The following is a 24,158-nucleotide window of genomic DNA, read 5'->3' on the forward strand; positions in this document are numbered from 1 at the left end:
TCAGCGGTCCTCTTCCGTCGCGAATGTATCGAATGATTTTCTGCCCGCCCGGGGCAGCGCCCAGCCCCACAAGGCGCCGTCGCGGAACGGCAGGGCCAGGAAAAGATGTTCAAGCGCGCCAAGCGCCGCCAGCGCGAACAGCAGGCTGGCGCCGATCGCGTCGCCGCTGCCCGGCGGCGATCGGTAGGCGGCCGAGCCGAGCCATACTGCCAGCCACACCGTCGCGACCGTCGAAAGCGGCAACAGCAGGCCGAGCCGGTTGGGGCCGTAATAGCTTTTGAGATAGGCGAGATGCGGCGGCAGGATGTCGGTTGCCGTATTCGGAACGCCGGAAAAAATGTTGAGCTTCGTGCTGAGCCTGAGGCCGTAGAGCAGCGCGAAGGTCATCGCCGCGATCTGGTTGGCCGCATTCCAGCTGAGCGAGATGAGCAGCAATGCGGTCAGCGCCAGCGCGATTTCATGATGCGCCAACGTCGAGGCGGCTTGGGAAAAGCGGTCCCAGCCGGTTGCGCCGCTACCGCACGGCTGGCGACGCGGACCGGTGACAGCGCCGGTCAGGAAGCCAACTTCATGCCACGACCAGACCATGATCGCCCCGATGAACGAGGCGTAGACGGCCGTCGCGCCGGTCGACTGTATCGCGACGAAGACGGTGCACAGGCCCAATATTCCGACGACCCCGGCCGCCATCAGGCTGCGCGGAAAGGTTTCGCGTTCGCGATTGTCGAGCCAGGCGATGAGGCCCGTGGCGAAAAACCAGATCGCAACGGTCAGCAGGACCGGCAGGATATGGCCGCTCCAGCTTACCACGCCGGTTGCAGCCTGATGCTCTGCGGCAGTTCATTCTTGCGCGTCGGCTGGAAGTAGAGGCGGACGAGGCCGGCCGCGACGCCCGCCAGCCCGGTCACGCGCTTCACCGCACCGCCGATGCCGCCCTGACCCTTGCCCTCCTCGATCCGGCGAGACGCGGCGAGCAGCCGGTCCATGTTGCGGCGGAAGCGCGGATCTTCGATGTCCAGTTCGACCGGAAAAACCTGGCGGCAGATCTGATTGCAGATGGCAAAGACGCGATAGTCGTAATCGGTGGGATCGAGCCCCAGCGCGGCGTGGAACACCGGCCGTGCATGGTCCCGCACATACATGGTCGCATAGACAGACAGCAGGAAGAAGCGCACCCACAGCCTGTTCAATCCGGTGAGCAGCTTCGGATCCGACCGCATCAGCATCGCGAACGCCTCGCCATGCTTGAACTCGTCGTTGCACCAATTTTCGAACCATTGGAAAATCGGGTGGAAACGCTGTTCGGGATGGGCAGCGAGATGCCGGTAGATGGTGATGTACCGAGCGTAGCCGATCTTTTCCGACAGATAGACCGCGTAGAAAATGAACTTCGGCTTGAAGAAGGTATATTTCTTCGTCCTCGTCAGGAAGCTGAGGTCGATACCGATCCCTGCATCCTTCAGCGTTTCGTTGATGAAGCCGGCATGTCGGCTTTCGTCCCGGGCGAGCAGCTTGAACAATTGCTTCACGTCCGGGTTTTTCGCCCGCCGGGCAATTTCGGCGTAGAGGATGCAGCCCGAAAATTCCGACGTCAGCGAACTGACCAGAAAGTCGGTGAATTCGGCGCGCAGTCCAGGCTCCAGCGCTTCAATGACCCCATCGAAACTCGCGTCCCTGCGAAAATGATATTTGTTCGGGTCGGCCAGCATGTCGGCGATCAACCGATCCCATTCGGCCCGGACCGGCGACACGTCGACCGCGTCCAGTTTCTTGAAATCGGTCGTGTAGAACCGCGGGCTCAGCACCGTGTCCTGATTCGCCATCGCCTGGGTATCGGGCTTTGCGGCAATCGCGGCATGGGCGTTCATTTGAGCCTCCCTGATGTGAAGCTGACCTCGTAGAGTTCGCCGAGGTCGAAATAGGCGGCGATCTTGGTCCAGGCGCGCTGCAGCGGTCCGGCGCGCGTAACCGTTGCCATGCGATCGAAGATCACGCTCTCGCCAAAGCGGACCTGCACCGGGTCGCCGTGCACGCGGACGCGGTCGCCGGGATAGATAGGGATGTCGCCGTCGAGTTCGACATGGGCGTGGAAATGCTCCTCGCTCTGCTCGATCGCGATACGGCAGGGTATGTCGAACCGGCGGTTCATGCGGTGGCGCCCTTCGGCAGCAACCTGGCAAAGGCGGCGCGATTGTCCGGACCGAAGCTTCCCAGCTCGATCGTCCGTCCGGTGGCGCGGTCGGTCAGCGACAGTGCGCCGTCCTGCCACAGCGCAAGTTCGAACGGCGGTTCTGCACCGATGCCGCGCATGCGGCGGTCGCGCGCAAGTCCGCGCAGCACGCCGCGGATGAAGCCGCCGCCGTCCTTTTCGCCGACCACCGTCAGCACGTCCGCTCCGCTCGACGCGTCGACGATCCGGACGGAACCGTCGGGCTGGTCCCTGAACGACAGCAGGCGGCTTTCGACCTCGGCAACATGCGCATCGGCGCGTTCGACGCCGGGCACGGCCGATCGCGGTGCCAGTCCCAGCTGGACCGACGCGGCGAGCATCAAGGAGAAGACGACCAGGCTACCGGCCATGATCAGCGCCGGCCGCGGAACGGTGTTGGCATGGTCGTGGGCAAGGCTCATGCCGCCGCCTCCTGCAGCCCGGCCGACGCCGAGGTCATGGGCTGGTCCGCCCGCTCGATCGGGCCGATTGCGGCCGATGCGCGGGCCAGCAAGGCCGCGACGCGCTGCGCGTCCGGCAAGGCACGCAGCATCGGCTGCGGCGCGCCGAATTTGAACGGACGCGCATGCGGCCACAGCATGGCGTAACCGATACGCCTCGGCCCGGTCAGCGTCAGCGCGATATCGCCCGCATCGCCCGCCAGCTGACGCAGGTCGGCCGCGCCGACATGGCTGAGCGGAAGGTTGATGCACTTGTTCAGTGCCACGCCGATCCTGAGCACAATCCGGCGGTTGGTGAGCGTATAGACGGTGGTGCGCGCGACCAGGAACGCGAACAGGTTGAGCAGGCCAATCAGGACCATGCCCGCCACCGCCGTCGCCGCCGCGCCGAGCAGGCTTCCCTGCGTAAGAGCAAGCAGGGTCAGCAGCGCGAAATAGCCACCGACCCAGCGTCCGAACAGCGCGCTTCGCACGAACAGACGTCGGTCGGGCGCGCCCTGCCAGATGATCCGCTCGCCCGCCGGCAGGTCGCCGGGCAGGCCGCGGATCGGTTCATGATCATATTCGGTCATACCAGCGGCCCCATCCGGTCGGCATTGGCGTACAGGTAACCGGTGCCGAAATAGGCGACGATCCGCTCTTCCTCGTTGCGGGTAATCTGGTCCGCGGCCGCGGGCTTGGGCGCGGCGGCGAAATCGGCCGCGTTGATCGCGTCGACGACCACCCGGTCGCGCTTGACGACGGCCATCGCCATCGGTGCAAGCACGCTTCCGCCGCCGGTGTCGACCGCCAGGTAGCGGATGATATGTTCCGCGCGGTCGACCCACAGGTCGGACACGGTCCCGGCCTTGGCGCCGTCTGCGCCATACACCGGAAGGCCGCGCGGATCGACGCTGCGGCTGGCGACATGGATGCCGTCGGCACTGCCGATGGGGACGATGCGCGGATTGCCGTGCGCATCTTGGTCAGGCCATTTTGCGCGCTCGGCGAATGCTCCTGGGCCGACGCCAGCGAAGAAAGGATTGCCGAGCGGCACATAGGGCGCGCCACCGAAATTTTCATAGCGCTCGGCGGAAATGTCCACCGGCTCGCGGCCCTTGGTCGGGGCGGTCACCGTGCCGCGCCCGAACGGCAGGGCGAATGACTTTGTGCTGGCGCTGTGCAGCGGCCCGCCGACGGTTTCGATCGCGCCCGTCAGCTCGTCTTCGAGCGGATAGCCTTCGCGCCGATCTTCGCGGCGTAGCCAGAACACGAGGCAAAGGAAAAACAGCGCGAAGGCGTAAAGCGCCAGCGCGGCGAGATCGATCGTCCCCACAATGTAGCCGTCATTCATCACAACTTCCTTTCCCGATGCTCAGGTGGGAAACTGGGTAAGGCCGAAGCGGCCTGCACTACCGAAGGCCGCGCCGTCACGGACGCGTCCGACCAGGGGGCCGAGCGCCACGATGGCGACCAGCAACAAGATGATTTCAAGCCCGTAGACCGCGCCGTAACCGGTCGCCCGGCTGGCCAGGATCGCGCCCAGCGATCCGCCAAGCGCGGCATTCGACACGAGGTCGCGCAAGATGCCGCCAAGGGCGATGGCGAGGCCCGCCGCGCTGGCCTGCACCGCACCCCATGCGCCGAGTGCGAGACCTGCCGCACTGCGCGTCGACAGCGACATGGCTTCGACCAATGTTCCGACCGAAAAGAGGCCGACGCCGAGGCCGATGGCCAAAGCGCCGACACCGACAAGCGCCGGTTGGCCGAGCGGTGCGGCGAAGATGACCGTCAGGAAGGCGCCGATCCCGCTCAACAGGCCGAACCCGGCGATCCGCAGCGGATCGGTGCCGCCATCGAGGAATCGGGCGGCAAAGGCGAAACCGCCGAGAGTGCCGAGCGCCCAGGCACCGGTCAGCCCAGTGGTTTGCCCGACTGACAGGCCCAGGACTTCGCCGCCATAGGGTTCGAGCAGCGCGTCCTGCATGGCAAAGGCGGCCGCGCCGAGGCCGATGGCGGTCAGCAGCCGCTTGACTCGCGGCAGCGCAACGAAGTCGCGCCACGCGTCGCCAAACAACGGTGCCTCTTCGGCTTCCATCAGCGGCTGCCGCGCTTCCTGCTTCCACAGGGCGATGACGTTGATGACGAAGGTCAGCGCCGCTGCACCCTGGACGATCTGGACGAGGCGGGTCGGGCTGAAGTCGGCGAGCAGGCGGCCGATGACGAATGCCGCGATCATCATGCCGACCAGCAGCATGACGTAAAGCAACGCGACCGCACGGGGCCGTTTGTCGCCGGGCGCGAGGTCGGTTGCCAGCGCGAGGCCCGCGGTCTGGGTGGTGTGGAAGCCGGCGCCGGTCAGGATGAAGGCCAGTCCGCTCGCCCCTGCGCCAACCGCAAAGGTATCGGCCGCTCCCATCAGCAGCAGCGCAAAGGGCATGATCGCGAGCCCGCCGAACTGCATCATCGTACCGAACCAGATGTAAGGCACCCTCCGCCAGCCGAGCAGGGACCGGTGCGTATCGGATTTGTAGCCGACCAGCGCGCGGAACGGCGCGAACAGCAGGGGCATCGCGATCATCAACGCAACCAGCCAGGTCGGCAGGCCCAGCTCGACGATCATCACGCGGTTGAGCGTGCCGTTCAGCAGCACCATCGCCATGCCGACGCTGACCTGGAACAGCGACAGGCGCAGCAGGCGCGACAGGGGCAGCTCGGCGCTCGCCGCGTCCGCGAACGGCAGCCAGGCGGTCGCCACCCGGCTCCATTTCGCAGAAAGGCGGGCGCTCGACGCCATCAGCGCCTCACCAGTTCGAACGCGTGCGACATGTAGAAGCCGGTCGTCACGCGATGGTCGCGCTGCACCCGCCATTCGGACAGGCTCGACAGCCGCTCGCGCAGCCGCACCTCGCTGACCGGGACGATTGCAGGCGACCGGTTGCCGCGCGGGAATAGCTTGCCGACATTGTGCATGGCGGTCAGCAGGGGCGTCTTGGGCGCGAAGGTGAACAGCAGCGATTTGCGGCAGCGACGGGCGAGCTTGGCAATCGCGTCGACCATATCGTCTGGCGAATAATGGATCAGGGAATCCATCGCCACGACATGGTCGAATTCGCCCAGCGCCGAGTCGAGCATGTCGCCGACCTTCCAGTCGATCTTGCCATGACCGAGGAACGACGGCGCCCGTTCGCGCGCAATGTCGACGAGCCCGCTGGCGACGTCGACGGCGGTCACTTCTGCGCCGCGGCACGCCGCATCGACGCTGAGTGCGCCGGTGCCGCACCCGGCATCGAGCAACGTCGATCGGCAAAGTTCCGGCGGCAACCAGCCGAGCAGCGTGTTGCGCATGTCCTCGCGCCCGGCGCGGACGGTGGCGCGGATGCCGCTGACCTTCACGTCGGAGGTCAGGTCGATCCAGGCCTTGCGCGCCGTGCTGTCGAAATAGGTCGCCAGCCGGTCGCGGCGATGGTGGTAGCTGGTGTCAGCCCGGCTCGCCATCATTCGAACCCCAGGAAATCGAAGATGTCGCGGTCCTTCATTGGGCGCGCTTCGACGGGATCGACGCCGGCATAAAGCAGCTCAGCGAGGCGCACATATTCTTCCTGCGCCGCCTTCACCTCGGGCGAGTCATCCATTTCGAACAGGGTGCATTTCTTCAGCCGCGAGCGGCGGATGGCGTCGACGTCCTTGAAATGGGCCAGCCGCCGCATGCCGATCGCATCGCTGAAGCGGTCGATCTCGTCGGTCTGGGCGGACCGGTTGGCAATGACACCCGCCAGCCGCACGTCGTAATTCTTGGCCTTGGCGCCGATCGCGGCGACGATCCGGTTCATCGCGAAGATGCTGTCGAAGTCGTTGGCGGCAACGACCAGCGCGCGCTCGGCATGCTGCAAGGGCGCGGCGAACCCGCCGCACACCACGTCGCCCAAGACGTCGAAGATGACGACATCGGTGTCTTCGAGCAGGTGGTGCTGCTTGAGCAGTTTGACGGTCTGGCCGACGACGTAACCGCCGCAGCCCGTACCGGCCGGCGGCCCGCCCGCCTCAACGCACATCACGCCGTTATAGCCTTCGAACATATAGTCTTCGGGCCGCAGTTCCTCGCTGTGGAATTCGACGGTTTCGAGCACGTCGATCACCGTCGGCATCAGCTTTTTGGTCAGCGTGAAGGTGCTGTCGTGCTTGGGATCGCAGCCGATCTGCAGGACGCGATGACCGAGCTTGGAAAAAGCGGCGGAGAGATTGGACGAAGTGGTCGACTTGCCGATCCCGCCCTTGCCGTAAACCGCGAATACCTTGGCGCCCTTGATCTTGTCGTTGGGGTCGAGCTTGACCTGGACCGACCCTTCGCCGTCGGCCGGCGCGAAGGTGGTGCTGGGATTGATCAGGTTCATCGCTTGCTCCTCATTCCGCCGCGATCACGCCTTCGAGGCGATCTTCGAGGTCGTCGCTCGCCAGCCGCAGGGCGGCGAGCGTTGCTTCATCGGGTTCCCACAGATGCCGGTCGCATGCTTCGAGCAGGCGGTTGGCGACGCGCGCCGAACTCACCGGGTTGAGCGCGGCCAGCCGCTGGCGCATCTCGGCATCGAGCACGAAGGTCTCGCTGATCTTCTGGTAGACCCAGGGCGCGACCTGGCCAGTCGTGGCGGACCAGCCCATGGTGTTGGTGACGTGGCCTTCGATGTGGCGGACGCCTTCGAAGCCGTGGCGAAGCATCCCTTCATACCATTTCGGATTGAGCGTGCGGGTACGGGTTTCGAGGTCGATCTGTTCGGCCAGCGTGCGCACCGCGGTCGTGCCCTGCGTCGCGTCGAGGATGTAGATCGGCGCTTCCTTGCCGCCCCGCGCCCGGGCCACGGAACGGCTGATTCCGCCCAGCCCGTCGACATATTGGTCTAGGTCGGTGATGCCGACTTCGACGCTTTCGAGGTTCTGGTAGGTGAATTCGACATCGGCGAGGGCGCTGCGCAAAAGTTCGCGCTGCTGCACCGGATTGCCGCGCACGCCATAGGCAAAGCCCTTGTGGGTTTCGAAGGCGTTGGCGAGCTCGTCGGGGTCGGTCCAAACGCCGCCGTCGATCAGCATGTTGACGTTGGCGCCATAAGCACCTTCGGCGTTGGAAAAGACGCGCAAGGCGGCGGTTTCGAGGTCGCAATCATGGGCGGCCTGGTGCGCCAGGCTGTGCTTGCGGACGAAGTTTGCTTCGACCGGTTCGTCAGCATTCGACGCCAGCCAGGCGGCCTCTGCGATCATGCGCGTCTGGAGCGGCAGCAAGTCGCGGAAGATGCCCGAAAGGGTCACAACGACATCGATCCGCGGGCGCCCGAGTTCAGCCAGCGGGATGAGTTCTGCCCCGGCGAGGCGACCATAGCCGTCGAACCGCGGACGGGCGCCGATCAGCGTGAGCGCCTGGGCGATCTGGACGCCTTCGCTCTTCATGTTGTCGGTGCCCCACAGCACCATCGCCAGGCTTTCGGGGAAAGACTGGCCACTGGCGAGGTGGCGGGCGATCAGGCTTTCGGCCTGCACCCGGCCCTGATCGAACGCAAAGCGGCTCGGGATACGGAACGGGTCGAAACCGTGGATGTTGCGGCCGGTCGGCAGAACGTCCGGGTTTGCAAGGACATCGCCCCCCGCCACCGGCTTCACATAGCCGCCGTCGAGCGCGTGTATCAGCGCACCCAGTTCGTCGCACTGGTCGAGCTTGCGTTCGATCTCGGCGCGGTCGGCGTCCGGATCTGCGCCCACCATGGCATCGACGAGGCCCGCCCGCTCGCTGCCCTGCGGCGACTGGCCGAAGACATGAAGACCGTGCGGGATCAGTGTGCGCTCCAGCTCGTAGAGATGCTCGCCAAGCGCCGCGACATCGCTGCCGTCGATGTCGAGTGCGGCACATTGCTCGGCGATCAGCCCGGCCAGCGCCTCGCGCTCAGTGCCGTCCGGTGTGCTGCGCCAGCGCTCGACGCTGGCCTTCAGATCCGCGAAGCCCTTGTAAAGTCCGGCCTGCGCCAGCGGCGGAGTCAGATAGCTGATCAGCGTCGCCGCCGACCGCCGCTTTGCGAGGATTCCTTCCGACGGATTGTTCGACGCGTAGAGATAATAGTTCGGCAGGTCGCCGAGCAGTCGTTCGGGCCAGCAATCGCCCGACAGGCCAGCCTGCTTGCCCGGCATGAATTCCAGCGCGCCGTGCGTGCCGAAATGCAGCACGGCGTGAGCGCCGAAGTCGTGGCGGATCCAGCGGTAGAAGGCGGCGAAAGCGTGTGTCGGAGCGAAGTCGCCTTCGAACAGGAGGCGCATCGGATCGCCTTCGTAACCGAAGGCGGGCTGGATACCGACGAACACATTCCCGAGCCGTGCGCCCAGAACATGGATATGGCTGCCGCTGCTTTGCTGGCGACCTGGCGCCGGACCCCATTGCGCTTCGATCGCGGCGAGGTGCGGTTCGCGGCGGACATGGTCGTCGGCGGCGATCGAGGCGGCGACATTGGCGTCCATGCCGTAGCGATCGGCATTGCCGCGAAGGATCGTGTCACGCAGTGCATCGACGCTGTCGGGCACGTCGACCGAATAGCCTTCCGCCGCCAACCTCGTCAGCGTTGCGTGAAGCGATTCAAAGACTGCCAGGTGAGCCGCGGTGCCCGTGGCGCCGCTGTTGGGCGGGAAGTTGAACAGCACTACCGCGAGCTTGCGCTGTGCCCTTTCAGCGCGGCGCAGGGCGATCAGCTTGACGGTCTTTGCCGCCAGCGCATCCGCCCGTTCCGGATCGCCGTGCATCGCCCGCAGCGACCCGCCTTCACGATCGCTGCGGCCGCCAAAGACGCTTGGACAGATCGAACCGTCGAGCTCTGGGAGCGACACCATCATCGTCGTTTCAAGCGGCAGCAACCCCTGCCGCCGCTCGCGCCATTCCTCGATCGTCTGGAATTCGATGGCGTGCGCCGCGATGTAGGGCAGGTCCAGGGCCGCCAGCGTCGCGACCGACGCTTCGCTGTCATTGTAGGCCGGGCCGCCGACCAGCGAGAAACCGGTCAGGTTGACGATCGCATCGACCTGCGGGCGGCCGTTGGCGACGAAAAATTTGTCGATCGCCGGGCGGGCATCGAGGCCGCTGGCAAAGGCTGGAATGACGTTCAGCCCGGCGCGCTCCATCGCCGCGATGACGCCGTCGTAATGGGCGGCATCGTAGCCGAGCAGGTATGACCGCAGCATCAGCAAGCCGACCGTGCCGTTGGCGCCCTTGCGGCGCGGCAGCAGGCGCAGGCTTTCCGACATGCGCTGGTCGGTGCGCGGGTGGTAGACGCCCATTTCGGGATATTCGATCGGTGTGTCGGCCGGGGTTGCACCGCGCCGCGACAGCCGCTCGCCGTCGGCATAGCGGTCGACCAGTGCGCGCACCATCGCCACCACATTGGCTTCCGATCCCGCCAGCCAATATTGCAGCGTCAGGAAATAGGCGCGGACGTCCTGCGCAGTGCCTGGGATGAAGCGCAGGATCTTGGGCAGGCGGCGCAGCATCCGCATCTGCCCCGCGCCCGAATTCATCCCCGGCTTCTTCGACCCGCGCAATTTCTTGAGCAGCGCCAGCGGACCCTTGGCGGGCGCGTCCATACGGTAGTTGCCGAGGCGGGTGAGGCGGACGATATCGCTCGCCGCCATCAGACCGATCATCGCGTCGCAGCCGTCCCGTCGCGCCTCAAGCGCGGGAAGAATGCTACGCACATGATCGTCGAGGAACAGCATCGTCGCGATGACGATGTCCGCCCCGGCAACATCTTTCCTCGTCGCCTCAAGGTTCGCGCTGTCGCGATCCCAGTCGGCGGCGGCATGGAGGCAAAGGTGGATATTGTCGCGCGACAGCGTCGCGTTGGCGCGGTCCACCGCCCCTTTCAGGTGATTGTCCAGCGTCACGATGACGACGCGGACCGGGGGGAGCCGACTAGCGGGCATAATGCGCCTTGGCATCGTAAAGGGTGACGAGGTCGATTTGCGCGCGGCCCTCGGCGGCGGCGAACAATTCAGTGTTCCGCCGCGCCTTACCGCGCACGAAGAAAGGAATTTTGCGGAGTTCGCGCTCGGCCTCGTCGGTCCAGCCGGCGGTGCTGGGCGTTACCACTTCGACAACCGGCTCAGCCTTGCGCGGCGCATGCGCGGCAAGGTGCGATGCGCCTGCGTCATCCGAAAATTCGAAATCGTCGCGGAACATCGTCAGCAGATGTTCTTCCAGCCCCATCACCAGCGGGTGGACCCAGGTGTCGAAGATCACATTGGCGCCTTCGAAACCCATTTGCGGGCTATGGCGAGCGGGAAAATCCTGCACATGGACCGGCGCGGAGATAACTGCGCATGGCAGGCCCAGCCGCTTTGCGATGTGCCGTTCCATCTGGGTGCCCAGCACCAGTTCGGGCGAGGCGGAAGCGATGGCGTCTTCGACCGCCAGATGGTCGTCGGTGATCAGCGGCTCGACGCCGTAGCGCGCCGCAGCCTCGCGCAGTTCGCGGGCGAATTCGCGGTTGTAACAACCCAGCCCGCAGACCTCGAAACCGAGTTCTTCACTGGCGATGCGCGCGGCCGCGACGGCATGGGTCGCGTCGCCGAAGATGAAGACGCGCTTGCCCGTAAGATAAGTGGAATCGACCGACCGGCTCCACCACGGCAGGCGTGACGACACGTCGGCCAGTGCAGGTTCGGGATCGACGTCCGCCAGGGCCGCGACTTCGCGGATGAAATCGCAGGTTGCGCCGACGCCGATGGGGACGGTGCGCACGCTCGGCTGACGGAATGTCCGCTCCAGCCAGCGCGCTGCCTCCCCGCCGATTTCGGGATAAAGGACGATGTTGAAATCCGCCGCACCCAGCCGCGAGATGTCGGCAGGCGAAGCGCCAAGCGGCGCAACGACATTCACGTCGATGCCAAGTCCGTCGAGCAGCCTCGTCACTTCGATCACATCGTCACGATGACGGAAACCAAGCGCGCTGGGTCCGAGAAGATTGGCGAGCGGGCGACGGCCCTCCGTCGGCGCCGGCCCTATCGCCGGATCGGCCAGCTTGCGAACGATCTGGTAGAAGCTTTCCGCTGCGCCCCAATTTTCCTTGCGCTGGTAGCTCGGCAATTCAAGCGGGATGACCGGGCACGACAGGTCCATCGCTTCGGCGAGACCGGCCGGATCGTCCTGGATCAGTTCGGCGGTGCAGGACGCGCCGACCATCAGCGCCTGCGGCTGGAACCGCTTGATCGCGTCGCGTGCCGCGTCCTGGAAAAGCGTTGCGGTGTCGCTGCCAAGGTCGCGCGCCTGGAAGGTGGTGTAGGTGACCGGTGGCCGCTTGCCGCGCCGTTCGATCATCGTGAACAACAGGTCGGCATAGGTATCGCCCTGCGGCGCGTGCAGGACGTAATGCATGCCCTCCATCGCGGTCGCCACGCGCATCGCCCCGACGTGGGGCGGTCCTTCGTAGGTCCATACGGAGAGCTGCATCGCCTAAACCCTCAACACATCGCGACGACGCAGGGGCCGCGCGAACAGTTCGGCCAGGTCGCCTGCCTGGTCGAAACCGTGGATCGGGGAAAAGACGAGCTCGATCGCCCATTTGGTGCTGAGCCCCTCGGCCTCCAGCGGATTGGCGAGGCCGAGGCCGCATACGGTAAGGTCGGGCCGGTCGACGCGGACCCGGTCGAGCTGGCGGTCGACATGCTGGCCTTCGCTGAGCAGGGTATCCGTCGGCAGCAGATCGATCTCGCGCCCGACCAGTTGACGGTTGAGATAAGGCGTCCCGACTTCGACCGGGATCATGCCAAGCTCGGTCGACAGGAAGCGCGCCAGCGGCACCTCGAGCTGCGAGTCGGGCAGGAAACTGATGCGCTTACCTGCCAGCCGTTCGCGCGAGCGCTCAATCGCTCGCTTGGCGCGTTCGCGGCCAGGCGCGACGACGCGGTTGAACTCCATCTCGTCGACGCCGAACGCGTCTGCCGCCGCGCGCAGCCAGGCAGTCGTGCCTTCTGCGCCGAACGGGAACAGTGCGTCGATCCGCCGCGCCCCGCGATCGTCGAGCGCCGCGGCGGTCGCCGTCAAGAACGGCTGCGCCAGGAGGTAGCGTGTGTTCGGCCCGATGGCGGGCAGGTCGTGTGCGCGTCGGGCGGGAAGGCTTGCTATGCGATCGATACCCAGTTCGGCGAAAAGACGGAGGAACTGGTCTTCGACGATGTCGGGCAGGCAGCCGACGAGAAGGAGATCGGCAGGCGCGTCCGATGCGGCAGCAGGCATGTCCGGGACCAGCGCGGCAAGGCACGCATCCTCGCCCTCGGTGAAGGTCGTTTCGATGCCGCTGCCCGAATAGTTGACGATGCGGACATCGGGGGCGAACTGCGCGCCGAGACGGTGCGCCGCGCGGGCCAGGTCCAGCTTGATCACTTCCGACGGGCAGGAGCCGACCAAAAACAGCGTGCGGATGTCGGGACGACGGTCGAGCAGACGGCGGACGACGCGGTCCAGCTCTTCGTTGCAATCCGCCATGCCGGCGAGGTCGCGTTCCTCGATGATCGCCGTCGCGAAGCGCGGTTCGGCGAAGATCATGACGCCCGCTGCCGATTGCAGCAGGTGGGCGCAGGTGCGCGATCCTACGACGAGGAAAAACGCATCCTGCATCTTTCGATGCAGCCAGATGATTCCGGTAAGGCCGCAAAAGACTTCGCGTTGCCCCCGCTCGCGCAGCACCGGCGCGCAGTCGGCGCCGGGCGCTACGACGGGGATCGCGGCACTCATCCCGCCGCCGCCAATCGATCAGGCGACTGCAACCGGGCGGCACGAAGCTTGAGCAGGAATTGTCCGGCATTGACGACATAGGCGGCGTAACCCGCCAGTGCGACCAGCATCCGTTGTTCGACACTGCCCAGACCGCCGAACAGCATCGCCAGATAAGCGGTGTGCAGCGCCAGCACGAGCATCGAAAAAACGTCTTCCCAGAAGAAAGGTCGCGCGAACAGCCACTGGCCGAAGACCTTCTTTTCCCAGATCGAGCCGGTGACCATGATCGTGTAAAGTGCGATCGTCTTGGCGACGATCGACAGGTCGGCAGCCGCCGCGCCCTCGCCAGTAGCAAGAAACCGCAGGACGAGCGTCAGGCTGGTCAGGAAGATCGCGAATTGCAGGGGGGCCAATATTCCCTGAACTAACGTCCAGGGCGACTCGTCACGCCGCCGGCGCTCGTCGGGCGTGTAAAGCGCCGCTGAGCGCCTGCCCGTCCCGCTCTTATCAAGAGCGAGCGCTGGTTCGGCGTCGATTCTTCTCATGGCTCGCGTGTTCCTCCGCTCGCTTGAGAAGGGAGCCTACGCCCCTGCATGACAAAGTGTCAATCTGTCTTGACGTTAGGTTGAATTGACGCTGCTGTTTGCAAGTGTCGTATTTTGTGCGTAACGTTTCACCCTTGGGGGCAGAGTCGCAACCTTAAGAAGTCCGGCCAATCCCTCATCTGACGCAATCCGCGCCGCTACCAGACCAGGAGAGTCTGAATGGCATCGGTTATTGGCGTAGACAGTTCGACGCCGCGCTCGGGATGGGATGGACGAAAACGCGCTGTTGGGGGCCGCGCAAAGTCACGTGCCAGGAACCCCGGCCCTCGTCCCGCAGAACTCGACATGCTGGTGGAAGGCGAGATCATTCCGCGCCTGTTGTTCGCGCATCGCAATGCCGGTCAGCGCAACGCAGCGGACGGTCGTGCCAGCCTGTCGCCCGCAGATGCGCAGGCCTTCGCTCGCCTGCCCCTCAGCCTCGAAGCGGACGAGCTGCTCGAAGTGGTCATGCGGCATATAGACCGGGGCGTCAGCCCGGGTACCATTTTCCTCGACCTGCTGGCGCCGTCGGCGCGCGAACTCGGCCGCTTGTGGGAAGAAGACATTTGCAGCTTCGTCGACGTGACGATGGGCCTTTGGCGGTTGCAGGAAGTGATGCGCGAAGTGTCCTGGCAGGCGCCGCCAGCCAGCTCGGGCGGCCTTCATTCACGGACCGCACTATTCTCCACGATGCCGGGTGAGCAGCACAGTTTTGGCACGCTGATGATCAACGAGCTGTTTTCCCGGTCCGGCTGGCAATCGGAGGCGATGATCGAGCCGACCGCCAAGGAACTGCTGGCGGCAGTGGGATCGCGGCCCTTCGACCTGGTCGGATTGACCGTCACTTGCGATTGCCCTAGCGGCGAGCTCGGCAGGCTGATCAAGGCCATTCGCAGCGTCTCGCACAACCCCATGGTCCGCGTGATGATCGGCGGACGTGCAGTGTCGGCGAACCTCGCCATCGTCCACGGAGCCGGCGCGGACGGAACGGCGGATGATGCTCAGTCGGCACTGGTGTTCGCCGACAGTCTCGTCAAAGAGGCCCAACGGCTGACAGCAATCGCCCGTTAGGCGGAGGAAGCGTTGGACACGGTTGGTCGCAATATTGCCGAGAAACGGCCGTTTCGGCATTTCGGCGCCGTGGTCGAAACGCTGGGCGCGAACGAAGCCGCCCTGCTCGCCATGGCGGCAGGTGACATCACGCTGCTGCTGAACGCCGGTGGACGGATCGTCGACGCGTCCGCGAACAGCAGCGACTTTCCCGAACTCGACGACTGGATCGGATCGGAATGGGCGGCGACGGCGACCGTCGAAAGTCGCCCCAAGATCGCCGAAATGATCGCCGCTGCGCGCAAGGGCGAAGGCCAGCGCTGGCGCCAGATCAACCACCCCACCCGCCGCGGCGACATTCCGGTGCGCTACCTGCTGATCGGCCTGTCCGGCGGCGGCGCGATGATCGCCATCGGCCGCGACATGCGCGATTCCGCGGTGCTGCAGCAGCGGTTGCTGCAGGCCCAGCAATCGCTTGAGCGCGACTATCTGCGACTGCGCCAGGCCGAAACGCGATACCGCCTGTTGTTCGACCTGTCGTCCGAACCGGTGATCATCATCGACGGCGAAACGCATCGCATTCGTGAAGCCAACCCGGCCGCCTACAGCCTGCTCAACGCCCGACCCGGCGCGCTTGCCGGGGCCAAATTCACCGGCATGGTTGCCAAGGCGTCGCGCGACCCGCTGATCGCCTTCCTTGGTGCTGCGCTCAGCGCAAATTCGGTCTCTCCGACCACGGTAAAGCTGGCAGGGTCGAACCAGAACCTGTCGGTCAGCGCGACCGGTTTTCGCCAGCAGGGCGGACAGCATCTGCTGATCCGGCTGGCAGAGCCCGATCGCAAGCGCGACGCCCGCGATCACGCCCTGCTCGACGTGCTCGACCATATGCCCGACGCCTTCGTCCTGACCGACGAGGATATGAAGATCGTGGCGGCCAATGCCGCCTTCGTCGAACTGGTGCAGGCCGCCAGCGCCGACCAGCTCCGCGGTCGGTCGCTGGCTGATTTCCTCGGCCGGCCAGGCGTCGATGTCGAGTTGATCGAGAGCCAATTGGCCCGTCACGGCGAAGTGCGAAACGTCGGGACCGTGATCCGGCTTCGCGATGCCGCGGACGAGGAGCAGGTCGAAGTATCGGCGGTCCGTTCGGGCGGCGAAGAAGCCTATTACGGCTTTTCGATCCGCCAGATCGGTCGACGCCTGCGCGACCTGCCGCCAGCGACGCAGGACCTGCCGCGCTCGGTCGAGCAATTGACCGAACTGGTCGGACGAATGTCGCTGAAGGACATCGTTCGGGAAAGTACCGACCTCATCGAACGCCTGTGCATCGAAGCGGCGCTTTCCTACACGTCCGACAACCGCGCGTCCGCGGCCGAGATACTCGGTCTCAGTCGTCAAAGCCTGTATGCGAAATTGCATCGATACGGGCTGGGCAATCTGCTCAACGAAGCGGACTGAATTTCGGCGCCAACAGCACTGTCAAATTCGATTGACGGCATAGACTGTCAGGCATAGCCTCAATGCATGGCGCGATTGGCTCTACCGCTTGACGCAGCGCCGCCCCCGGCGGTGCGCGATGTCGTCGAGCTTCTGAAGCCGATCACCTGGTTTCCCCCGATGTGGGCGTTCATGTGCGGTGTGGTGTCTTCGGGCGCGTCGTGGCAAGGACGATGGACGTTCTTGCTGGCCGGCGTGATGCTCACCGGTCCCCTGGTCTGCGGGACCAGCCAGGCAGTCAATGACTGGTTCGACCGCCACGTCGACGCCATCAACGAGCCGCATCGCCCCATTCCCTCCGGCCGAGTCGCGGGACGCTGGGGCTTGTGGGTCGCCATCGCGGGCAGCCTTTTGTCCCTCGCGGTTGCGGTCGCGGTCGGACCGTGGGTCGCGCTAGCAACCATCGTCGGCCTGGCCTGTGCCTGGGGCTACAGCGCGCCACCATTCCGCTGGAAAACGAGCGGGTGGATCGGTCCTGCAGTGGTAGCGCTGACCTACGAAGGCCTCAGCTGGTTTACCGGTGCCGCGGTCATGGCAGGCGCGCTGCCCGATCTCCGCATCCTCATCGTCCTGGCGCTCTACAGCGCCGGCGCGCACGGGATCATGACGCTCAACGATTTCAAGGCCGTCGAAGGCGACCGGGCCACAGGTCTTCGCTCGCTGCCGGTCACGTTGGGAATCGCCCGGGCGGGACGACTTGCCTGCGCCGTCATGGCGTTGCCCCAGCTGGCGGTAATTGCCTTGCTGTTGCGGTGGGGCATGACCTTGTCGGCAGCTGCGGTGGGCGTGCTGCTCCTGGCCCAACTGTCGCTCATGCCGCGCTTGCTGCGCGATCCGGCCCGCTTCGCGCCCTGGTATGGCGCGACCGGCGTGTCGCTTTACGTGCTGGGCATGCTGGCTTCGGCCGTCGGGCTGGGAGGGCATTGGTGAGCCGCGAGGGTCTCGGCTGGGCGACCATTGCGCGGCTTGGCGTCGTGCAGGCGTCGATCGGGGCGATCGTGATGCTTGCGACCTCCCTGCTCAACCGGGTGATGGTGGTCGAATATCATATGGCCGCCGCCATCCCCGCCGGGCTCGTCGCCTGGCACTATGCCGTGCAGCTGTCGCGGCCCATCTGGGGCCACGGGTCCGATCGCGGTCGTCGGCGGACGCCGTGGGTCGTTGGCGGCATGGCGATCCTTGGTATTGGCGCGCTGCTGGCGGTAGACGCCACGATCCTGCACGATCGGTGGGCAACGGCGGCGACGCTGCTGTCGATCCTGGCGTTCACCATGATCGGCGCGGGCGTGGGCGCTTCGGGCACATCGGTTCTTGCGCTGCTGGCGACGGGGGTCGCGCCCGAGCGGCGCGCGGCGGCAGCAGCGCTGACATGGATCATGATGGTGGCGGGTATCGTCGTCGCCGCCGGGACCGCGGGTGCCTTGCTCGATCCATTTTCACCTTCGCGGCTGGCGCTGGTCGCTGGCGGGGTTGTCGCATGCGCCGTTGCGCTGTCGACCCTTGCCATGATCGGCCTCGAACGGCGCATGCCCGAGGCCGCTGTCGTCACTGGCGAAGCGCCCGCGCCTTCGTTTGCCGAAGCCGTCCGCGACACCTTCGACGATCCGGAGGCCCGCCGTTTCACCCTGTTCATCTTCCTGTCGATGCTGGCTTACAGCATGCAGGATCTGATCCTCGAGCCATTCGCCGGCCTGATCTTCGCCATGACGCCGGCCCAGTCGACCAGCCTGTCCGGCATCCAGCACGGCGGCGTGCTGGCGGGCATGATCCTGTGCGGGATCGGCGGGAGCGCCTTTTTCGGACGACGGCCCGGCGAGCTGCGGCCGTGGATCATGGTCGGCTGCCTCGCCTCGGCAATAGCGCTGGCAGGGTTGGCGAGCGCGGCGGCGACTGGGTCTGGCTGGCCGCTTGAAGCCAATGTCTTCCTGCTCGGCATGAGTAACGGCGTCTTCGCCGTGTCCGCCATTGGCGCGATGATGGGCCTGGCGGGCGCCGGCGACGGGCGCAGCGAAGGCATCCGGATGGGCGTCTGGGGCGCTGCGCAGGCGATCGCCTTCGGTCTTGGCGGGCTGTCAGGTGCACTTGGCGTCGATCTGTTGCGCAGCGCGATCGGCCATGACGGGGCCGCCTTCCAAATCATTTTCGGGGCAGAGGCGACACTGTTCCTGGCAGCGGCGGTCGTCGCCGTCCGCGTCACACGCCGAACCCCCTCAGTCAGGTTGGCACGAACATGAGCAATTATGATTTCGACGTCGTCGTTGTCGGCGGCGGCCCCTGCGGATCGACCGCGGCCTGGGACCTCGCCAAAGCGGGACGCCGTGTCCTCCTTCTTGATCGGGCGGGGCGGATCAAGCCGTGCGGCGGCGCTGTCCCACCCAAGTTGCTGGAGGAGTTCGACGTGCCGACCAGCCTGCTGGTCGCACAAGCCCGCTCGGCCCGGATGATCGCGCCATCGGATCGCAAGGTCGACATGCCGGTGGGCGCAATCGGATTTGTCGGCATGGTCGACCGCGACATCTTCGACGAATGGCTTCGCAGCAGGGCCGAAAAGGCCGGAGCGGTACGGCGCACCGGCACCTTCGACCATATCGAGCGCGCGTCGGGGCGCCCAACCTACGTCTGCTACCGCGACGGCCGCGGCGGGGCGACGCATCGGGTCAGCACCCGGTTGGTGATCGGGGCGGACGGTGCCCGCTCCGCCGTCGCCCGGCAGAATATCGACGGCGCCGATCGAATGCCCTGCGTCTTTGCCTACCATGAAGTCATCAAGTCGCCGCCGAGCACCGAACAGGGCTTCGACGCGTCGCGCTGCGATGTGTTCTACCAGGGCAAGCTGTCGCCCGACTTCTATGCCTGGATCTTTCCCCATGGGGATACGTCGAGCGTCGGCGTCGGCAGCGCCAACAAGGGGTTTTCACTGCGCGGCGCCGTATCGCAAATGCGCGGCGACCTCGGGCTTGAAGAATGTGAAACGGTGCGCTGCGAAGGCGCGCCGATCCCGCTGAAACCGCTCAAGCGATGGGATAACGGCCGCGACGTGCTGGTGGCGGGCGATGCAGCGGGTGTCGTTGCGCCGGCATCGGGCGAAGGCATTTATTACGCCATGTCCGCCGGGCGGACGTCGGCGCAGGCTGCCGAGCGCTTCCTCGAAACGGGCAATGCGAAGGCGCTGGCCGGTGCCCGCCGCAAATTCATGAAGTCGCATGGCCGCGTTTTCTGGATCCTGCGGATGATGCAATATTTCTGGTATTCGAGCGACAAGCGACGGGAGCGTTTCGTCGACATGTGCGCCGACCGCGACGTTCAGCGGCTGACCTGGCAGGCCTATATGCACAAGCGGCTGGTGCGCGCGCAGCCGCTGGCCCATGTCCGCATCTTCGTGAAGGACATGGCGCATCTGCTCGGCCTGAAAGCCATGCCTCAATGAAGCAGAGCTGGTTGCTGCCAGTACTGGTTGCGGCGATTTTCGCGCTGGGGGTCGCCTTCCTGGGCGGGACGATTACCGACCTCGGAAGCTGGTACGAGGCGCTGCGCAAGCCCGACTGGACGCCGCCGGGTCCCGCCTTCGGGCTGATATGGACGGTGGTTTTCGCCAGTACGGCGCTGGCCGGCGTCACGGCATGGCGCAAGTCGCCGACGACCCGATCGTCCGACGTGCTGATCGGGCTGTTTGCGCTCAACGGCTTCCTCAACATCCTCTGGAGCCTGATCTTCTTCCGTATCCAGCGACCCGACTGGGCGTTCGGCGAGCTTCTGCTGCTTTGGCTGTCGATCGCGGCGCTGTTGGTGGCGTGCTGGCGGCGTTCGACCGTCGCAGGCTTGCTGATGCTGCCCTACCTCGCTTGGGTTACCATCGCCGGTGCGCTCAACTGGCAGGTGATCGTGCTGAACGGTCCATTCGGTTGATGCCGGCTTGAGCGGGTTTTTCAGCAGCGGGCACGCCGTCGACGTCGTGCTGCTCGTCCTTTTGGTGGAAGCGATCGTCCTTGCCGCGCGCGGATGGCGGGTGGTCGACGTCGCCACCATGCTGTTGCCGGCCGCATTGATGCTGATCGCATTGCGCGGCGCGCTGACCGGCGCGAGCTGGCCGGCGATGGCAATCCCGCTGGCTGCATCATTCCCCATCCACCTGGCGGACCTTCGCCGACGCGCCCGGGGGTGCGCGTCGGCGAACGACTGACGGCCTAGCGGGCGCCGGCCGGCTTGGCCCCAGCCTCGATCGGCGGCGGTGCCGGCATCGGCGCAGCAGCTTGCTGGTACGCTCCCTTGCGCAGTGACGGATAATCCTTGGACATGGCAACGCCGCCAAGTGGCTTGTTCTGACCCTGGTGGCAGGTTGCGCAGTTGATCTTGAACGGATCGCCCGCCTCGCCCTTGCGGTTGGCGGGCAGGACCCCGGCGAGCGGAGTAAGGTAATGGCCGTTCAGGTCGCGAACCATCCGCACACCATACCAGGCGGTCTGCCGCGGCGGATTGCTGGTCGCCCAGCTTTGGAACGACTGGGCATTGTGGCAGTAGGTGCAGTTCACCCCCAGCGCCGACGTGATGTGCGCCATCATCGCATAGGTCGCCTCGGTCTGCTTGACGCTGACCCGGTCGGCCGGGGTCGGCCGAGCGGTCTTTGACACGACACGAATATCTTCCGGTGCGGCCAAGCCTTGGAGATAGCTGGCCAGTGCAGCATTAGGCAGCGAGGAATAGGCCGAGTTCGACACCGGATTGTTCTGCCCGTGACGATTGCCGACGATGGAGGTCGGATCGGCCGCCGGCAGCGTCCAATGTTCGGTCGGGATATGCTGCCCGCGATGGCAGGTATAGCAGGTCACGCCGGTCTGGCCGACATGGTTGGTCCAGCCCTGGTTGATCGCGCGGGTCATCTGCAGCATGCGGCGGGCGACGACCTTGGTATAGAGTTCGTCCGAGGCCATGTTGGCCGGGTTGTGGCAATAGTTGCAGCCTTCCTTGGGCGCGACCCACTGGGTGATCGAGGCCATGGTGTAGCTGAGCTGTTCGTCCGACAGATCGCCCAGCACCTGCAAATTCTTGTACTGACCCGGCGCGGGCATCGCCCCGGTTTCGGGCGGCGGTGCATAAGGGGGCGCCGGCACGTCCGCGGCGACCGCGGAGGCCGCATCCTTGATCGTGTCCATCCCGGTCCCGCGATAGCCGTTCTGGGTCGCCTCCTTCGGTTTCAGGTCGCAGGCGGTGACCGTCAGCGGCAGCGCTGCGATCAGCGCGATGGCAAATGCCCTGGTCATTGTCCGACACTCCCCAGGCCGGCGGGATCGACGACCCCGGTTGCGGGATAGGACGGCGCATAATGATGCAGCTGCGCCCACAGATACCAATTGTCGACCACCGTCCCGGTCAGCAGGATGCCGATCCCGCCGGTCAGCGTCGTCAGCACCGCGAACCACCACGCCCAGCGATGGATCGATTCCATCGTCGCGTTGAAGCCCATGGTCCAGCGCCAGAACAGTGCCGCGCGTTCGGAGGCCGTACCGCGATCGGTGATCTGCTCGATTTCGCGCTCACCGCCGTAGCGACCGACCGCGAGGATCGTCGCACCGTGCATCGCGAACAACAGGGTTGACCCGTACAGGAACGCGATCGAAAGCGCGTGGAACGGGTTGTAGAACAGGTTGCCGTACCGGATCGAAAAAGCCGCGGTCCAATCGAGGTGGGGGAAGATGCCGAACGGCACGCTTTCCGCCCAGCTTCCCATCAGCATCGGCCGGATGAAACCGATCACCACCATCAGCCAGATCGCCGACAGGAAAGCCCATGCGACATGCGTTCCCATGCCCAGCGCGCGGGCGCGGCGATAGGTGCGCAGCCACCAAAGCAGGACGGACGTCGTCATGCAGAAGCCGGCGATCTGCCACCAGCCGCCTTCGGCCAATGGCACGAACAGCTGGAAGCCCCATTTCGGCGCCGGCGGCTCAAGCGCCAGCCACGGCAGCATGCGGACGAACTGGATCGGGTTCCAGTTGACCGACGCCAGCATGTTGAGCCCGATGATCTCGAACGCCAGGAAGCCGAACATGAGCGAGGCGACGCCGAGGAAGCCGAGGTAGATCGGCCCGATCTGCGCCTGGCCGATGATGCCGGCAAGGTGGCTGAAGCTGGTGCCGCTGGTGCGGGTATCGCCCGCCGGCAACGGAACGCCCATTTCCGGCGCGGTCCGGAGCTGCACTTGGGTGAAGATGTTCTGATAGGCCATCGCTCAGCGCTCCTTCACGACCAGATCGGCAGGTTGAGCCACCAGGTCCACCATTCGGGCCAACCCTTGGTCCACAGCGGACCGCTGATGATGATGCACACCGCGCTCCAGAACCCGGCGTTCAGCGCGAGCAGCAGGCCGAGGCGGTGGATGCCCAGCGTACCGATCGAATAGCCGATGAGGTCGCGGAAGAAAGTGTCCTCATATTCCGGCGTCTTCACCTCGCCCGGCGTGCCGTCCGGATTTGCCGGTGGGTTGACCGCAGACAGGACCAGCGATCCGTGCAGCGCCAGCGCGAGGGTGGTGGTGAAGAAGAAACTCACCGCCAGCATGTGCGCCGGATTATAGTGGAAGTGCAGATACTGGTATCCGGTGTTCGACACCCAGTCGAGGTGACTGAAGATGCCGTACGGGAAACCGAAATGCCATGCGCCCAGCAGGAACGGTCGGATCACGACCAGCGAGAAATAGGCGAAGATGGCGAAGCCGAAGGCGACGGGCACATGATAGCCCATGCCCAGCTTGCGGCAGATTTCCACCTCTCTCAGCGCCCACGATATGAAGCTGATCAGGGCACAGATGGTGATGATCTGCCAGAAGCCCCCTTCCCTCAACGGCGCCAGGCCCAGGCCATATTCGATGTTGGGCGGCGCGATCGAGATCAGCCAGGGATTCCACGTCGGCCCAAGCGAGGCCGCGTAGAAGATCAGCGCCGTCCCGAGGGAGGCAGCGATCGCGGTTACGACACCGAAGAAGCCAACGTAGAAGGGGCCGACCCAGAAGTCGAACAGGTCGCCTCCGATCAACGTGCCTCCGCGCACGCGGTATTTCCGCTCGAAGCTGAGCAGCGCCATAGCTTTATCCTCCCCCGTCGCAAGCCGACGGGATGACTAATGTCGTCCACTGATCGCCGGAGGCGGCGGCCCTGGGGCCACCGCCTCTCGCACAAGTCTTGATCAGGCTGCCGGCGGAGCCGCCGGCGCAGCCGCAGGGGCCACCGCCTGATGCGGACCATCGAGCCAGTTGTACCTGTCCGTGCTGAGCAGGATGAAGTGAATCAGCAGCGCGAGAACGAACAGGAAGACGAACAACGCCACCAGCGCTCTACGCGGATCGAAAATGAGCCACATTCTCCACATGGGTTTATTCCTTATCTAAGGTCGCTAGGCGCCGACCGTCGCCGGTCGGGGACGCGTCGCGAGATATTGATCAGAGCCAGGGCTTCCACATCCAGACGAGGATGTGCGCTACCACGGCAACGGCCGTGAAGCCGATGAAGCTGGTCATGAACAGCTTGTGGAATTCCTTGGCTTCTTCGGGCGTGAGATAGGTTCTCAGGCTGAAGCGGTCGTCATGCGGTGTTGGATCGGTCATAGGTCCTGCTCCAATCTTGCTCTGTTGTGCGAGAGACGGCTGGCGC

General features: G+C 65.4%; 25 protein-coding genes. 7 read left to right on the top strand and 18 right to left on the bottom strand.

What is annotated here, in order from left to right; translation table 11 throughout:
• The 13 genes from puhE to bchF are packed head-to-tail and all read right to left on the bottom strand — an operon-like array spanning window position 1 to window position 13,932.
• Window positions 1-810 (bottom strand): putative photosynthetic complex assembly protein PuhE, encoded by an 810-nt coding sequence (puhE, locus tag G570_RS11255; protein ID WP_037502389.1) that lies wholly within the window; start codon window positions 808-810, stop codon window positions 1-3.
• The gene (acsF, locus tag G570_RS11260) at window positions 804-1,868 is read right to left on the bottom strand and encodes a magnesium-protoporphyrin IX monomethyl ester (oxidative) cyclase (protein ID WP_037502391.1); all 1,065 of its coding nucleotides are present in this window, start codon (window positions 1,866-1,868) and stop codon (window positions 804-806) included. The genes puhE and acsF overlap by 7 nt, the downstream gene beginning before the upstream one ends.
• Window positions 1,865-2,149 carry a hypothetical protein gene (locus G570_RS11265; RefSeq protein ID WP_037502393.1) on the bottom strand — a complete coding sequence of 95 codons (285 nt, stop codon included), beginning with the start codon at window positions 2,147-2,149 and terminating at the stop codon, window positions 1,865-1,867. The genes acsF and G570_RS11265 overlap by 4 nt, the downstream gene beginning before the upstream one ends.
• Entirely contained in the window at window positions 2,146-2,631 is a 486-nt protein-coding gene (gene puhC / locus G570_RS11270) for a photosynthetic complex assembly protein PuhC (protein WP_037502395.1), read from the bottom strand. Before puhC ends, G570_RS11265 begins: the two co-directional genes overlap by 4 nt.
• On the bottom strand, window positions 2,628-3,242 hold the full coding sequence (gene puhB / locus G570_RS11275; protein WP_037502396.1) for a photosynthetic complex putative assembly protein PuhB: 615 nt from the start codon (window positions 3,240-3,242) through the stop codon (window positions 2,628-2,630). Before puhB ends, puhC begins: the two co-directional genes overlap by 4 nt.
• The gene (gene puhA / locus G570_RS11280; RefSeq protein WP_037502399.1) at window positions 3,239-4,003 is read right to left on the bottom strand and encodes a photosynthetic reaction center subunit H; all 765 of its coding nucleotides are present in this window, start codon (window positions 4,001-4,003) and stop codon (window positions 3,239-3,241) included. Before puhA ends, puhB begins: the two co-directional genes overlap by 4 nt.
• A gap of 21 nt (window positions 4,004-4,024) precedes the next feature.
• A complete protein-coding gene (locus G570_RS11285; protein ID WP_342665239.1) occupies window positions 4,025-5,407 on the bottom strand; it encodes a BCD family MFS transporter in 1,383 nt (460 codons plus the stop codon).
• Window positions 5,408-5,445: 38 nt separating this feature from the next.
• Window positions 5,446-6,147: a magnesium protoporphyrin IX methyltransferase gene (bchM, locus tag G570_RS11290; protein WP_037502404.1), complete on the bottom strand. Its 702-nt coding sequence runs from the start codon at window positions 6,145-6,147 to the stop codon at window positions 5,446-5,448.
• Window positions 6,147-7,043 (bottom strand): ferredoxin:protochlorophyllide reductase (ATP-dependent) iron-sulfur ATP-binding protein, encoded by an 897-nt coding sequence (bchL, locus tag G570_RS11295; protein ID WP_037502406.1) that lies wholly within the window; start codon window positions 7,041-7,043, stop codon window positions 6,147-6,149. The genes bchM and bchL overlap by 1 nt, the downstream gene beginning before the upstream one ends.
• A 10-nt stretch (window positions 7,044-7,053) precedes the next feature.
• On the bottom strand, window positions 7,054-10,596 hold the full coding sequence (locus G570_RS11300) for a magnesium chelatase subunit H (protein WP_084607683.1): 3,543 nt from the start codon (window positions 10,594-10,596) through the stop codon (window positions 7,054-7,056).
• Window positions 10,586-12,121, bottom strand: a complete 1,536-nt coding sequence (bchB, locus tag G570_RS11305) for a ferredoxin:protochlorophyllide reductase (ATP-dependent) subunit B (protein WP_037502410.1) — start codon at window positions 12,119-12,121, stop codon at window positions 10,586-10,588. The genes G570_RS11300 and bchB overlap by 11 nt, the downstream gene beginning before the upstream one ends.
• Window positions 12,122-12,124: 3 nt before the next feature.
• Window positions 12,125-13,405, bottom strand: a complete 1,281-nt coding sequence (locus G570_RS11310; protein WP_037502412.1) for a ferredoxin:protochlorophyllide reductase (ATP-dependent) subunit N — start codon at window positions 13,403-13,405, stop codon at window positions 12,125-12,127.
• Window positions 13,402-13,932 carry a 2-vinyl bacteriochlorophyllide hydratase gene (bchF, locus tag G570_RS11315; protein WP_037502414.1) on the bottom strand — a complete coding sequence of 177 codons (531 nt, stop codon included), beginning with the start codon at window positions 13,930-13,932 and terminating at the stop codon, window positions 13,402-13,404. Before bchF ends, G570_RS11310 begins: the two co-directional genes overlap by 4 nt.
• Window positions 13,933-14,277: 345 nt before the next feature.
• Between bchF and G570_RS11320 the strand changes: the two genes are divergently transcribed.
• From G570_RS11320 to G570_RS11350, 7 genes are all read left to right on the top strand, one after another.
• Window positions 14,278-15,042 carry a cobalamin B12-binding domain-containing protein gene (locus tag G570_RS11320; protein WP_245600295.1) on the top strand — a complete coding sequence of 255 codons (765 nt, stop codon included), beginning with the start codon at window positions 14,278-14,280 and terminating at the stop codon, window positions 15,040-15,042.
• A 69-nt stretch (window positions 15,043-15,111) separates the two neighbouring features.
• A complete protein-coding gene (gene ppsR, locus G570_RS11325) occupies window positions 15,112-16,476 on the top strand; it encodes a transcriptional regulator PpsR (RefSeq protein ID WP_245600296.1) in 1,365 nt (454 codons plus the stop codon).
• A 66-nt stretch (window positions 16,477-16,542) separates the two neighbouring features.
• Window positions 16,543-17,445, top strand: coding sequence for a chlorophyll synthase ChlG (gene chlG / locus G570_RS11330; RefSeq protein ID WP_037502416.1), 903 nt, complete (start codon window positions 16,543-16,545; stop codon window positions 17,443-17,445).
• On the top strand, window positions 17,442-18,749 hold the full coding sequence (locus G570_RS11335; protein ID WP_037502418.1) for a BCD family MFS transporter: 1,308 nt from the start codon (window positions 17,442-17,444) through the stop codon (window positions 18,747-18,749). Before chlG ends, G570_RS11335 begins: the two co-directional genes overlap by 4 nt.
• Window positions 18,746-19,942, top strand: a complete 1,197-nt coding sequence (locus tag G570_RS11340) for a geranylgeranyl diphosphate reductase (RefSeq protein ID WP_037502420.1) — start codon at window positions 18,746-18,748, stop codon at window positions 19,940-19,942. The genes G570_RS11335 and G570_RS11340 overlap by 4 nt, the downstream gene beginning before the upstream one ends.
• The gene (locus G570_RS11345) at window positions 19,939-20,421 is read left to right on the top strand and encodes a TspO/MBR family protein (protein ID WP_037502422.1); all 483 of its coding nucleotides are present in this window, start codon (window positions 19,939-19,941) and stop codon (window positions 20,419-20,421) included. The genes G570_RS11340 and G570_RS11345 overlap by 4 nt, the downstream gene beginning before the upstream one ends.
• Window positions 20,422-20,428: 7 nt before the next feature.
• The gene (locus tag G570_RS11350) at window positions 20,429-20,695 is read left to right on the top strand and encodes a hypothetical protein (protein WP_174377472.1); all 267 of its coding nucleotides are present in this window, start codon (window positions 20,429-20,431) and stop codon (window positions 20,693-20,695) included.
• 4 nt (window positions 20,696-20,699) lie between these two features.
• On the opposite strand, the gene pufC is transcribed toward G570_RS11350, so the two are convergent.
• The 5 genes from pufC to pufB all read right to left on the bottom strand — a co-directional run bounded on the left by pufC (window position 20,700) and on the right by pufB (window position 24,112).
• Entirely contained in the window at window positions 20,700-21,773 is a 1,074-nt protein-coding gene (gene pufC, locus G570_RS11355) for a photosynthetic reaction center cytochrome PufC (protein WP_051504374.1), read from the bottom strand.
• A complete protein-coding gene (pufM, locus tag G570_RS11360) occupies window positions 21,770-22,738 on the bottom strand; it encodes a photosynthetic reaction center subunit M (protein ID WP_037502424.1) in 969 nt (322 codons plus the stop codon). The genes pufC and pufM overlap by 4 nt, the downstream gene beginning before the upstream one ends.
• 14 nt (window positions 22,739-22,752) lie before the next feature.
• Complete coding sequence (gene pufL / locus G570_RS11365) at window positions 22,753-23,592, bottom strand: photosynthetic reaction center subunit L (RefSeq protein WP_037502425.1); 840 nt, start codon at window positions 23,590-23,592, stop codon at window positions 22,753-22,755.
• Between the two features lie 102 nt (window positions 23,593-23,694).
• The gene (gene pufA / locus G570_RS11370; RefSeq protein WP_037502427.1) at window positions 23,695-23,877 is read right to left on the bottom strand and encodes a light-harvesting antenna LH1, alpha subunit; all 183 of its coding nucleotides are present in this window, start codon (window positions 23,875-23,877) and stop codon (window positions 23,695-23,697) included.
• Between the two features lie 70 nt (window positions 23,878-23,947).
• Entirely contained in the window at window positions 23,948-24,112 is a 165-nt protein-coding gene (gene pufB / locus G570_RS13495; protein WP_084607684.1) for a light-harvesting antenna LH1, beta subunit, read from the bottom strand.
• Window positions 24,113-24,158: the final 46 nt, after the last annotated feature.

The organism is Sphingomonas jaspsi DSM 18422 (assembly GCF_000585415.1).
GTDB classification, from domain to species: domain Bacteria; phylum Pseudomonadota; class Alphaproteobacteria; order Sphingomonadales; family Sphingomonadaceae; genus Sphingomicrobium; species Sphingomicrobium jaspsi.

Coding starts and splice junctions, on each gene's coding strand:
- acsF (WP_037502391.1), bottom strand. CDS start 1,868: ATGAACGCCCATGCCGCGATTGCCGCAAAGCCCGATACCCAGGCGATG.
- G570_RS11265 (WP_037502393.1), bottom strand. CDS start 2,149: ATGAACCGCCGGTTCGACATACCCTGCCGTATCGCGATCGAGCAGAGC.
- puhC (WP_037502395.1), bottom strand. CDS start 2,631: ATGAGCCTTGCCCACGACCATGCCAACACCGTTCCGCGGCCGGCGCTG.
- puhB (WP_037502396.1), bottom strand. CDS start 3,242: ATGACCGAATATGATCATGAACCGATCCGCGGCCTGCCCGGCGACCTG.
- puhA (WP_037502399.1), bottom strand. CDS start 4,003: ATGAATGACGGCTACATTGTGGGGACGATCGATCTCGCCGCGCTGGCG.
- bchM (WP_037502404.1), bottom strand. CDS start 6,147: ATGGCGAGCCGGGCTGACACCAGCTACCACCATCGCCGCGACCGGCTG.
- bchL (WP_037502406.1), bottom strand. CDS start 7,043: ATGAACCTGATCAATCCCAGCACCACCTTCGCGCCGGCCGACGGCGAA.
- G570_RS11300 (WP_084607683.1), bottom strand. CDS start 10,596: ATGCCCGCTAGTCGGCTCCCCCCGGTCCGCGTCGTCATCGTGACGCTG.
- bchB (WP_037502410.1), bottom strand. CDS start 12,121: ATGCAGCTCTCCGTATGGACCTACGAAGGACCGCCCCACGTCGGGGCG.
- G570_RS11310 (WP_037502412.1), bottom strand. CDS start 13,405: ATGAGTGCCGCGATCCCCGTCGTAGCGCCCGGCGCCGACTGCGCGCCG.
- bchF (WP_037502414.1), bottom strand. CDS start 13,932: ATGAGAAGAATCGACGCCGAACCAGCGCTCGCTCTTGATAAGAGCGGG.
- G570_RS11320 (WP_245600295.1), top strand. CDS start 14,278: ATGCTGGTGGAAGGCGAGATCATTCCGCGCCTGTTGTTCGCGCATCGC.
- chlG (WP_037502416.1), top strand. CDS start 16,543: ATGGCGCGATTGGCTCTACCGCTTGACGCAGCGCCGCCCCCGGCGGTG.
- G570_RS11340 (WP_037502420.1), top strand. CDS start 18,746: ATGAGCAATTATGATTTCGACGTCGTCGTTGTCGGCGGCGGCCCCTGC.
- G570_RS11345 (WP_037502422.1), top strand. CDS start 19,939: ATGAAGCAGAGCTGGTTGCTGCCAGTACTGGTTGCGGCGATTTTCGCG.
- pufC (WP_051504374.1), bottom strand. CDS start 21,773: ATGACCAGGGCATTTGCCATCGCGCTGATCGCAGCGCTGCCGCTGACG.
- pufM (WP_037502424.1), bottom strand. CDS start 22,738: ATGGCCTATCAGAACATCTTCACCCAAGTGCAGCTCCGGACCGCGCCG.
- pufL (WP_037502425.1), bottom strand. CDS start 23,592: ATGGCGCTGCTCAGCTTCGAGCGGAAATACCGCGTGCGCGGAGGCACG.
- pufA (WP_037502427.1), bottom strand. CDS start 23,877: ATGTGGAGAATGTGGCTCATTTTCGATCCGCGTAGAGCGCTGGTGGCG.
- pufB (WP_084607684.1), bottom strand. CDS start 24,112: ATGACCGATCCAACACCGCATGACGACCGCTTCAGCCTGAGAACCTAT.